Source organism: Bartonella sp. OC68QHHN (genome assembly GCF_042193875.1).
Lineage (GTDB): Bacteria > Pseudomonadota > Alphaproteobacteria > Rhizobiales > Rhizobiaceae > Bartonella > Bartonella grahamii_A.
The window spans coordinates 118,810-130,504 of the sequence record NZ_JBHIME010000019.1; the positions used below are offsets into that span (position 1 = coordinate 118,810).

Annotated in this window: 8 protein-coding genes, 1 tRNA gene and 1 pseudogene; 7 read left to right on the forward strand and 3 right to left on the reverse strand. The window is 33.8% G+C overall.

From position 1 onward, the window contains the following. Window positions 1–167: 167 nt before the first annotated feature. Together rpsD and ttcA are read left to right on the forward strand one after the other, a co-directional pair. Window positions 168–785, forward strand: a complete 618-nt coding sequence (gene rpsD, locus ACFIJ0_RS02355; RefSeq protein WP_375623633.1) for a 30S ribosomal protein S4 — start codon at window positions 168–170, stop codon at window positions 783–785. Between the two features lie 264 nt (window positions 786–1,049). Next, a complete protein-coding gene (ttcA, locus tag ACFIJ0_RS02360; RefSeq protein ID WP_375623631.1) occupies window positions 1,050–1,925 on the forward strand; it encodes a tRNA 2-thiocytidine(32) synthetase TtcA in 876 nt (291 codons plus the stop codon). A 543-nt stretch (window positions 1,926–2,468) separates the two neighbouring features. Here the strand turns inward: ttcA and rimO are convergent. After that, a complete protein-coding gene (gene rimO, locus ACFIJ0_RS02365) occupies window positions 2,469–3,782 on the reverse strand; it encodes a 30S ribosomal protein S12 methylthiotransferase RimO (RefSeq protein ID WP_375623629.1) in 1,314 nt (437 codons plus the stop codon). Window positions 3,783–4,221: 439 nt separating this feature from the next. Beyond that, complete coding sequence (gene lexA / locus ACFIJ0_RS02370; RefSeq protein WP_375623627.1) at window positions 4,222–4,935, reverse strand: transcriptional repressor LexA; 714 nt, start codon at window positions 4,933–4,935, stop codon at window positions 4,222–4,224. 1,198 nt (window positions 4,936–6,133) lie between these two features. Between lexA and ACFIJ0_RS02375 the strand changes: the two genes are divergently transcribed. Further along, window positions 6,134–6,209: transfer RNA gene (locus tag ACFIJ0_RS02375), tRNA-Lys, on the forward strand. Window positions 6,210–6,324: 115 nt separating this feature from the next. Here ACFIJ0_RS02375 and ACFIJ0_RS02380 read toward each other — a convergent pair. Beyond that, a pseudogene (locus ACFIJ0_RS02380) lies at window positions 6,325–6,509 on the reverse strand (integrase); the annotation flags it as partial. Between the two features lie 277 nt (window positions 6,510–6,786). On the opposite strand from ACFIJ0_RS02380, the gene ACFIJ0_RS02385 reads away from it, so the two are divergent. The 4 genes from ACFIJ0_RS02385 to ACFIJ0_RS02400 all read left to right on the forward strand — a co-directional run bounded on the left by ACFIJ0_RS02385 (window position 6,787) and on the right by ACFIJ0_RS02400 (window position 11,656). After that, window positions 6,787–7,686 (forward strand): septal ring lytic transglycosylase RlpA family protein, encoded by a 900-nt coding sequence (locus tag ACFIJ0_RS02385; RefSeq protein ID WP_375623625.1) that lies wholly within the window; start codon window positions 6,787–6,789, stop codon window positions 7,684–7,686. A gap of 1,094 nt (window positions 7,687–8,780) precedes the next feature. Next, window positions 8,781–9,944, forward strand: coding sequence for a D-alanyl-D-alanine carboxypeptidase family protein (locus ACFIJ0_RS02390; RefSeq protein ID WP_375644185.1), 1,164 nt, complete (start codon window positions 8,781–8,783; stop codon window positions 9,942–9,944). Window positions 9,945–9,971: 27 nt separating this feature from the next. After that, a complete protein-coding gene (gene tmk, locus ACFIJ0_RS02395; protein ID WP_375623621.1) occupies window positions 9,972–10,616 on the forward strand; it encodes a dTMP kinase in 645 nt (214 codons plus the stop codon). Continuing rightward, window positions 10,613–11,656 carry a DNA polymerase III subunit delta' gene (locus ACFIJ0_RS02400; protein ID WP_375644186.1) on the forward strand — a complete coding sequence of 348 codons (1,044 nt, stop codon included), beginning with the start codon at window positions 10,613–10,615 and terminating at the stop codon, window positions 11,654–11,656. The genes tmk and ACFIJ0_RS02400 overlap by 4 nt, the downstream gene beginning before the upstream one ends. The last annotated feature ends 39 nt before the right edge of the window (window positions 11,657–11,695 follow it).

The following is an 11,695-nucleotide window of genomic DNA, read 5'->3' on the forward strand; positions in this document are numbered from 1 at the left end:
GATCTGGCTATTTTTTTCAAGAAAGTAGCATTAATTGACGTGTCCCGTGGATAACTTTGCATATTGATATGTTAAGGTATTCTGTCAGTCTTTAGGATTTAAAGGCAGAGGAGGGCGCGTTTCCTTGGGGTCTTAAGATCTCGTATTTTATTTTATAAGGAAATGCGATGAGTAAACGCGAAACAACAAAGTATAAAATTGACCGTCGTATGGGAGAAAATATTTGGGGTCGTCCAAAATCTCCTGTCAATCGTCGTGATTATGGCCCAGGTCAGCATGGACAGCGTCGTAAAGGAAAACTTTCTGACTATGGGGTGCAGTTGCGCGCTAAACAGAAATTGAAAGGGTTTTATGGAGATATTTCAGAAAAACAATTTCATAAAACCTATGAAGAGGCTGCTCGTCGGCGGGGCGATACTGGTGAAAATCTTATCGGTCTGTTAGAATCACGTTTGGATGCTGTTGTTTATCGTGCAAAATTCGTGCCTACGATTTTCGCTTCTCGCCAATTTATCAATCACGGTCATGTTAATGTAAATGGGCGGCGCACAAATGTTCAGTCTTATCGTTGTAAACCAGGTGATGTTATTGAGGTTCGAGAAAAATCGAAACAACTTGTTTTAGTTTTAGAATCAGTGCAATTGGCAGAACGTGATGTCCCTGATTATATTGAAGCAGATCATAAACAGATGAAAGCAACCTTTACACGTATTCCTGCTTTTGCAGATGTTCCTTATGCTGTGCAAATGGAACCTAATTTGGTTGTTGAATTTTATTCTCGATAATTTTTCTGTAAGAGAGATTGTTTCTCTCTTCTACTATTATAACTTCAAAATATTGTGTTATTTTTACAATCTTTGAAGTTAATAAATACTTATGAATGGTTCTGTATTAAGTTTATTGCTATGTTTTATAGTCATAAACTTATATAGTTCCATTTCTTTTTTGTGTATCTAATTTATAAAATCAAAAAACATAAATGTAAGCTTGCTTTAATATTTGTTTTTATCTTTGCAAAACGAGCTGTTTATTGTGCAGGATATGTTATTATGAATAATGTTTCAGTTGAATATCAGGCAATAGAAGAAAACGAAGGGAGAGATGATCCTTTAATAAGCGAAGCAGATAATTGTCATCCAATGTTTCGTGTTGCTCCTTCAAGCGTAGAATTTAATAAATTGCGCAAACGACTTTTACGTCATATGCGACAAGCTTTGGATGATTTTTCTATGCTCTCTACAGGAAAAAAATGGCTTGTTGCTTTATCGGGTGGAAAAGACTCTTATGGTTTATTAGCGCTTCTTTTAGACTTAAAGTGGCGAGGTCTTTTATCCATTGAAATTCTTGCCTGTAATCTTGATCAAGGGCAACCAGGATTCCCTAAGCATATTCTTCCAGACTTTTTAAGTTCTTATAAAATTCCATATCGTATTGAATATCAGGATACTTATTCCATTGTTACAGATAAATTGGCAGAGTCGCAGACATATTGTGCACTTTGTTCTCGATTACGACGTGGTAATCTCTATCGTATTGCACGTGAAGAGGGATGTTCTGCATTAGTTTTAGGTCATCATCGTGATGATGTTTTAGAAACATTTTTTATGAATTTGTTTCACGGTGGCCGATTAGCTGCTATGCCTGGAAAACTTAAAAATGATGAAGGAGATCTTTTTGTGTTACGTCCTCTTGTTTATGCTGCTGAGGAAGATATGGAAAAATTTTCTCAAGCAATGCAATTTCCAATTATTCCTTGTAATCTGTGCAGTAGTCAAGATGGTTTACAACGTAATGCAATGAAAGAAATGCTGAAAGATATCGAAAGACAAATGCCAGGACGTAAAGATACGATGATTCGCGCTTTAACAAATGTACGCCCAAGTCATTTGCTTGATAAGAAATTCTTTGATTTTAAAATGTGTTAATAAAAATTAGATATTTAAAAAAATAAGTTCAAAGAGCTTAAGGTAAGATACTTATTTATAATGATAATTTATTGTTTTTTAATTTAAATACCGTAAGATTGTTTTGTTTCAAATTCTCTTATATTGCATCCATAAAAAACATCCGCTCGCATATTACAAAGGAAATTCTTGTGTGCATAAAACACTATTGAAAAAAGTTTCCTTTCACTAACCAATGACTGTCGCAATATGAAAAATGGGAAAATAGTACAATTGTTGATTTGCTCTTTTGTTAAGTAAAAATGGTAAACATTATGGATTTTATTTTATTCTGTTGTGCCTCCGTCACATCATTTAAGGCTCATTTAAGGCATTAAACTAAGAGAATATATAACTGCTTGATCTTTTTGGAATGTATAGCAAACATTCAGGGCAAGGATTTCTCGTAAATTCTCATGAAGTGAGTTACATAAATGATCAAGCTCGATTGTGAGTAGCCGATCTTTTTATAAACCAATGCTGATAGAAATCTTCTTCATTGAGGAGAGGGAAGAAGTTAAATTTTCAAACTGCTACACCATAAAGATCATAGGCATCCGACTGTTCAATTTTAACGCTGACAAATTCACCAACACGCAATGGGCGTCGTGATGATATATGGACAACACCATCTATTTCTGGAGCATCGTATTGACTACGTCCTTTGGCAACTTTTCCTTGACTTTCATCGATAAGCACTTGGAGTCTTTTCCCAATTTTTTTCTTTAAAAGATGTGTAGAAATTTGTTGTTGTTTTGCCATAAAACGATGCCAGCGGTTTTCTTTCACCTCTTCAGGAATATTTTCTAATCCCAAATCATTTGCAGCGGCTCCTTTTACTTCTTCATATTTAAAGCACCCAGCGCGTTCAATTTTTGCTTCTTCTAGCCATTCTAGGAGTATATTAAAATCTTCATTCGTTTCACCAGGAAAACCAACAATAAATGTTGATCGCAAAGTAAGATCTGGACATATTTTTCGCCATTTTTCAATTCTACGGTTTGTTTTTTCTATGAGTGCAGGACGCTTCATGTGACGCAAAACAGCTGGTGATGCATGCTGAAAAGGAATATCCAGATAAGGAAGAATTTTTTTTGCGGCCATAAGTTCGATAACTTCATCAACATGGGGATAAGGATAAACGTAATGCATACGTATCCAAATACCCATATCGCCTAGTTCGCGACAAAGATCAAAGAATTTCGTTTTGATTGTACGATCTTTCCAAGAATTTTCGAGATATTTAAGATCAATACCATAAGAACTCGTATCTTGTGAAATAACCAAAAGTTCTTTTACACCCGCTTGCACGAGTTTTTCAGCTTCACGAAGAACATCGCTGATGGGACGTGAAGTGAGATTACCACGCAGAGTAGGAATGATACAAAAACTACACCGGTTAGAGCATCCTTCAGAAATCTTTAAGTAGGCGTAATGGCGAGGTGTTAAACGAATACCTTGGGGAGGAACTAAATCAAGAAAAGGATCATGAACAGGAGGAATTGCTGTATGAACAGCTTCTATAACGCTTTCATAAGCTTGCGGTCTTGTAATAGCCAATACATTAGGATATGTTTGGCGAATAACATCAGGATCAGCACCAAGACACCCTGTTACAATAACTTTTCCATTTTTTTTGAGAGCTTCATCAATATTGGCTAATGATTCTCTCCTTGCCGAGTCAAGAAAACCACAGGTATTCACAATAACGACATCAGCTCCTTGATGTTGACGTGAAATTTCATACCCTTCAGAGCGAAGGCTTGTAATAATTCGCTCAGAATCTACGAGTGCTTTTGGGCATCCGAGGGAGACAAAACTAATACGAGGTGCTACCATGATGATCCTACAATTACTATGAATGATTGAGTTACGCTTTTATAACTTAAAAATAATGTTTTTTATTTTACAATCTGTTACAAAGTTATTTTATTTTTTTCTACAAAATTTTATATGTTTTTATGCATGCATACAATTTTGTCTTATTATATCGTAAAATTCCGTCATTGAGGGCGATAAGGCTGCTTTCTTCAAAGTATTCAAGTTCTTTTATAAAGTACGTGGTGAATATTTTAAAGCTTACTTGTTATGCCTTTCGTAAGTGAAAGACATGGATGGAAGGGAAAGTGAAACCTGCTCGATAAGGATCCGGATTGTTTATAGACCGAATTGGGGGCATTCTTTGGCTGTGGAGAGGAAGTCAATTGCGTGTGGCACAATAAAAAAATACTCAACAGCTTCTTATTGCGATATCTATCGCGTACTATAAAGTTTATTTTTAATATTTGCGAATAAGTCCGGTAAGTTTGCCTTGTATTTCTACACGCTCGGATTCGTATGTACGTACTTCATAATGAGGATTTGCGGCTTCTAATGCAATAGAAGCTCCTTTGCGTCGATAACGTTTTAATGTGGCTTCTTTTTTATCAATAAACGCAACAATAATTTCACCTGTTATTGCTGTATTTTGACGTTTTACAATGATCGTATCTTTATCAAGGATACCGGCCTCCATCATAGAATCATCTTTAACTTCTAATGCGTAGTGCTCACCTGTATTAACCATATCGCGTGGGAGAGAAAGGGTGTTTATTTGTTGCAGTATAGCAGAGGTAGGCACACTCGCAGAAATACGTCCCATAATAGGTATGATGATATTTTTTTTTTCTTCTTCATCAAAGTGATCAAGGTTACTCAAGCTTTTTGATATTTCCCTTTTCTTTTTTTCTATCATACTGGGAGAAATTTTACGTGCTAAAGAAAGATTAAATGTTATTTTCTCAGGGAGTCGAATCACCTCCACTGCACGAGCGCGATTGGGCAAACGACGTATAAACCCTCGTTGTTCTAAAGCTATAATGAGCTTATGAATACCAGACTTTGAAGAAAGTTCTAATGCATTTTTCATTTCTTCAAAAGAAGGAGGAACACCAGTTTCTTTTGTATGGTTATGAATAAACAAGAGTAGCTCATATTGTTTACATGTTAGCATTCAATATTCCAATCAAAATAATAAAAAATGAGTAAAGTAAAAATGCATGTATATATAACAATTTTACAATTTTTTCTCGCCAAATCAAAATTATTTTCTTCATTTTTGATCTTATAAGTTAATTTAATAAATCAATGTATTTATTTATAGACATATTTACATTATTATTTATATAAATAATTACTTTAAAAATTTTATTAAATTACTATTTATATATTATATAACTACATTAATATTAACTAAGTTATAAAAATACTTTATAGCTCTGACTGAATTATCTAACACTAGATTTTATGATCAGTGTTATCCTTTTCTTCTAAAAATATATCTACGTATTTTGTAATTTCTGATATAAAAAATTTAATTAGAAGGCATTCTATATATTTAAAATACTCTATGGGTATTTAGAATCATTTTGCATATTATTTCTGCTTTTTTAGTAAAATTATCTACAGCTGTAATAGTGAGCATAATTTATAGTCATTCGGGAGGATAAATTGGCTTTCGTTATATATTCATTATGCATGAATAAAAATCATACCATCAAAATGCCATTGTTGCTCATTCTCCTACTTTCAGGTCTAACGTGCCAATGCTATATACTATTTTGCTGAACCCGAATGTTGCGATAATTTTTGGTTATTGAAAGGAGGCATAAAAGGTATTTTCATTTCTTTTTTATAGCGTTATTCTCCCACTTGTATCAGTCAAGAAAATGCTTTTTATTGTTTCAATGTAAAAAAAATTGAAATGGGAGAAGCATACAGTATTTGAGATCTCTCACTCAAGTGATAAAATGATAAATTATTATAAACCAATATATTATTTTATAAAGCTGTATTCATATTTGAAATATTAAAAACTAAAATATAAAAATAATATTATAGTCAAAGGTATTTTTTCTTCTCTACCCATTATTCTCAATAACCCATGTGAGGGGAAGGGGGGTCTTATAATTCTAGCGCTTCGAATCTATGCAATATTTTGCAGTGAAATTTTTCCTTTATTGAGACTTCAAGTAGAAGATTAAAGAGTACCTATGCAATGATGAAGAAAGGGAAGAAAACGGAAAATTATTGATAACTGAAGAAAATAATCATATTTTTCTCCAAAAAGTGTTGACCAAATGAAAAGTCAACCGTATGTTCCCTTCACTTTCTGCAAATTAGATAGTCTGCAAACTAGATAGCTTGTGTGAGAGCGCGTAGCTCAGCTGGTAGAGCAACTGACTTTTAATCAGTAGGTCCAGGGTTCGAATCCCTGCGCGCTCACCAACTTTAAATAATATCAATAGAGATATACAAAGATTTAAGAATCTCTCTTCGTTTGATTCTTTTTACTTTTATTGTTCCGATTCTTTTTAAAGTTTTTTATTGATTCTATAGTCAGTCATTTTCTATCATGTTTTGGAATAGAGCGATGCTATAATGTCTCCTGTCCAACAGAAAAGAGCTTTAAGCTTACGATACCGTTGCAGCTGCGTTGGCAGCACATGTGGTTGCTACTTTTCTCAATCCATAAATTGATTTTTTAATACCCATTGCATTACATGATTCGCAAAACAAGTTGCTAAAATCACCACTTATTCACAATTTATATTATGAAATGACTTTTCTATAAGATGTTGATTTTTTTAATTTTCATTCTTTTTAACATCTACTATAGTACATTTATTTCTTACGAAAATCATAAAAAGGTTAACAATATGTTAATTTCTTGATAAAAGAGGCCAATTCAAGAGTGGTATATGCGCGAGGGAAATCATTTAAAAACGTAAATTCTTCTGTTGCGTACAAAAAGCGTGACGTGGTTTTTACAGTAGTACTTAACAGAAATAAGTGGACTGAATAGATGCCTTCAAATAGGAAAAAGAAATTTACTTTTATTATTAAACCAGCACTTCAATTGTTTTCTATGATCGTCATTTCTCAGTCACTGGTATCTTGTTGCGCAAGCCAAACTATGAATTTTTCAATAAAAGATTCCTATCATAATAAACCAATAGACGTAAACACTTCTGTACTACCTCAACAAGTATCCAATAAGAAGAATCAGTCGGAAGAAAAAAAGCGTGGACGAGCTATTGTTGGTAAACCTTATCAAATAAAAGGAAAGTGGTATTATCCTCAAAATGATCCAACTTATAAACGTGTTGGCGAAGCATCATGGTATGGTTCAGATTTTCATGGACGTTTAACTGCCAACGGTGAAATTTATGATATGAATCTTTTGACTGCTGCTCATCCTACAATGCCTTTACCTAGCTATGCTCGTGTTACTAATTTGAAAAATGGGTCTTCAATCATTGTTAGAGTGAATGATCGCGGACCTTTTATGAAAGACAGAATCATTGATTTATCAAGGGAAGCTGCGACAATACTGGGGTATGTAGATAGGGGGGTTGCAGATGTTAAAGTAGAATATATTGCTGAAGCACCCGTTGGCTATTATGATGGTGCATATTTAATGGCCTCTTATACTCCTGGAAATGCTGCCTCATATTCATTAGCGTTGAAAAATGTTTCGAAAAAAAGAGAAACTGTTTTGTTAAAAGAGCAGCGCAATACAGGAAACAAAGAAGAATTAGCTAAAGCAGCTGCTGTTGAACAGGAACAACGTAATAAAACTGTTGCAGTTAAGTTGCCAGAAATTGGTCCTATCATGATTGATAAGCCGATGCCATTCGATCAAGTGGCTTCTATAAATAAGCTAAACAAAAAAACAAAGGTCAATTGGCTACAACTGTTTTAAGAAAAAATGCGTTGATTTTTGTCTATATAATTTTCTAATAAAAAGATAAGAACTTACGGATTTAGTGTAGGGTTTTCATCTTAGAGTGCGTTATCCTTTTAAAAAAGTGTGGTTGGGTGCTATTATAAAATTCAGTACGTTCTTTCCACTCCATTGCTGCTCTATTCGTCATTTTATGATATTGGTCGCTCAATAAAGCGCGTACTTTTCTTGCTGTAATAACTTTTTCTAGACGAGGGTAGATTATTTTGTATCGGACTGTTTGTGTAATCTCCAAAACAACTATACTCTCAATTTGAGAGGAATAAAAAGCTTAATCAGTAAAAAAATATTTTCTTTTGATTCGGTTTTGTACTTTTCCAAAGTATCCACGGTAATATCTTATGAAGAGATTATGTATTACCTCGTATTAACTCATGCCTTTATTTATCATGTTCTTTAATGGAGTAAATCCCCTCACAAAAACAGAGCGTCTCAAACAAAATACACTTACATTGCCAATTCACGTACTTATTTAAAAGAGACATATTTCAAAACGCTACAAGCCTATTTTACGATAGCGCCTGTGAGTGGTATGGCTGTAACGCCTTTAGACATCACTATCTTTACACTTATGAAGATATAAACCGACACCATCATACACTTTGCAAGCCCCCAATGTTTTGTGCTATAATTCTTAATACTTGAGAGGTTTATAAGAAGTATTTTTACTCTCTTTTTTTTTAATAATTTTTATCTATATATGAACCCTATTTATGATGCGTAAGCAAACGATTTTATTGAATTCAATATAAGAGGAAATATAACGAAATAATCTTACAGTATTTTGAATCAGATACAATTTAAAATGGTATAATAACTCAATGTACTATAAACATAAAAAAACAAATAAAAAATCTTTTTGTCTCTCATAATTTAAAACATTAAACTTAACCTAGGTAAAAGATAAAAAGTGCATCATATTACTTTTGCTAACGTTGAATAAAAATAAAATATTTTATTGAGTTGTCAATAATTCTTCAATTTACGGAAATAAAAAAGTTTTTTCCTATATAAGATTCTTTATGTTAATCTTTGGGATGGGAGGAGTAGCTATGTATATAACATTAAGGATCTTATTGACTTTATGGGGGATATTGGCATTTGACCCGTGGGGGAGAGCAGAAGATTTTCAAATTTCTGCATCACAATTGTTGTTACTCGATGATGATACAGAGACAATACTTTATGAAAAACAAAGTGATATTCCTTTTTTTCCTGCTTCATTAGCAAAATTGATGACAGTAGAAGTCGTATTTCATCTCTTAAAGGAGGGATTGTTAAAGAGTACGCAGAAATTCAAGGTCAGTGAAAATGCTTGGCGCAAAGGTGGAGCACCTTCCGGTACAACCACTATGTTTGCAAAGATAAAGACAGAAATCAGTGTTTCTGATCTTTTACGTGGTTTAATTATTGTGAATGGAAATGATGCTGCTATTATTCTTGCCGAAGGAATATCAGGGCATGAGGCTCATTTTGCAAAACTGATGAATCAGCGCGCAAAAATAGTTGGATTATCTCAGAGTCATTTTGTTAATGCAACAGGGCTACCCGAAGAGGGACAATTTGTAACCGTGCGTGATATGATTATATTAGCACGTCATATTGTTCAGGAATATCCGGATTATTATGCACTTTATCGTGAGCCTCATTTTACATGGAATAATATTTTTCAACATAATAAAAACCCTCTTATTTCTAAGGAAATAGGTGTAGAAGGATTTGGTTTTGGCTACAGTGAAAAAGAAGGTTTTTCAATGGTTGCCACCATTTCTAAAAATCATCGACGTCTTTTTTTAGCAATCAATGGCTTGCAAGATGTTAAAAAATATACAAAAGAAATAGAACGCATTCTTCAATGGGGAATGACGGCATTTGATCTCAAAACGATTTTCACAAAAGAAGAAACGGTTGGTCGTGCTTCTGTTTATGGTGGTAAGCAAAAATTTATTCCACTCATTGTAAAAAAACCAATAAGTTTTATGCTTTCGAATGAAAAAAAAGTAAATGTTAAAGCAAAAATTAAATATCATGGTCCATTGAAAGCTCCCATCGTTTCTGGACAATCAGTTGGCGTTATTCAAATTTTAGAAGATAAAAAGGTTCTTCTGGAAAAACCAGTTTTTGCCGGAATGAATATTCAGGAAGGAAGTTTCTTTGCAAAAGTAAAAAATGCATTCTATGAAATAACAATTGGATGGTTACGGAAATATTTGTAGTTACACGCTAATAAGGTAAGGTTATACGTGTCAGGTTATTTTATTACATTCGAAGGAGGGGACGGGGTAGGAAAAACGGTGCAGATTTCTTTACTTGCTGAGTCTCTTTCTCACCAAGGTTATGATGTTGTCACAACACGAGAACCAGGAGGAACGCCAGGAGCAGAAGCAATCCGGCATATTTTGTTGTCAGGGCAGGCACAACAGTATGGACCGTTGATTGAAGCTGTTTTGTTTACAGCTGCACGTGTCGACCATGTGACCGAGGTTATCGCGCCTTCTTTGCAAAAAGGTAAAATCGTTTTATGTGACCGATTTATTGATTCTACACGCGTTTATCAAGGACTCAATAATACAGTCAGTTCTTCTCTTCTTGCTGTTTTAGAGTGTATTGCGCTCAATGGTATCTTGCCTCATTTGACGTTTTTATTAGATATGCCAGCAATGTGTGGAATGAAGCGTGCAAATTTACGAAGAAAAAAAACAGAAGAAATTGATTATTTTGAAAAAGATCAGTTGGAAATTCAAGAACAAAGGCGTCAAGCTTTTCTTCAATTGGCCAAACAGGAACCCCATAGATTTCGAGTCATTGATGCCACTGGCTCAGTGGAAGCCATTGCACATCAAATAAAAAATATTTGTCTTCAGATATTGTTGGATCAGCTTTCATGAGTAATGTGAATATCTTACGCCAATATGATGATATTGATACAATTTTATCACCATCTCAGAATAATGTTGTCTTTGGTCATGAGGATGTTCGTCATTTTTTGACACAAATGCTTAAAGAAGAGCGTTTGCACCATGCATTATTATTTGAAGGAGAATATGGTATTGGAAAGGCTACATTAGCCTTTCATCTTGCTTGGAACATTTTAAGTTCTCAACAGGGTGCTTTCTTGAAACCCGATCCTTATTCTACTCCATGGCGCCAAATTACACAAGGAAGTCACCCTGGTCTTTTGTATATTTCACGCCGATTTGATGTAAAAACGCAAAAGTTTAAAACCGGAATACTCGTTGACGATATTCGTGATATTATGCATTTTTTAAGCCGAACATCGCAAGATAATGGATGGCGTATTGTTATTGTTGATTCTGCAGATGATATGAATAGAAATGCAGCAAATGCAATTCTCAAAATACTTGAAGAACCACCTACAAAAACGTTATTTGTTATTATCGCACATTCTTCAGGAAAATTGCTTCCAACAATCCATTCACGGTGTCAAAAAATTTCTTTTCGTCCATTGAATAACGATGAAATGGAAAAAGTTATTACACATATTTTTACTCCTCAGGATTTACCTGAGGAGAAAACAATTGAAATGATTATTAAAAAATCTAAAGGAAGTCCTCGAAAAGCTGCTTTACTTATTTTCCATGGCGGTCTTGAAATTATTAAAACAATTGATGCTCTCCTAGAGAAACCTATTTGTAACGCAACGATTGTACATACTCTTGCACAAACACTTTCATCTGTTTCTTCTACATTCCCATTTCAACAATTTTGTGATGAAATTCTTAATAAAATTCAAAAAAAAGCTATCATGCTTGTTGAAAAGGGAGAGTTATTTCTCTCAAAAAAATATGCGGAAAAATGGCAGGAGATTCATCAAGAAATAGAGGAAATACAACTGTTTAATCTCGATAAAAAGCAGTTTGTTATTAACTTACTTTTTAAAGTTCATAAGATTATTCATGAGGATTAGTTTTTCCGTGACAATGTGATGAACAGACGTTATGTCATT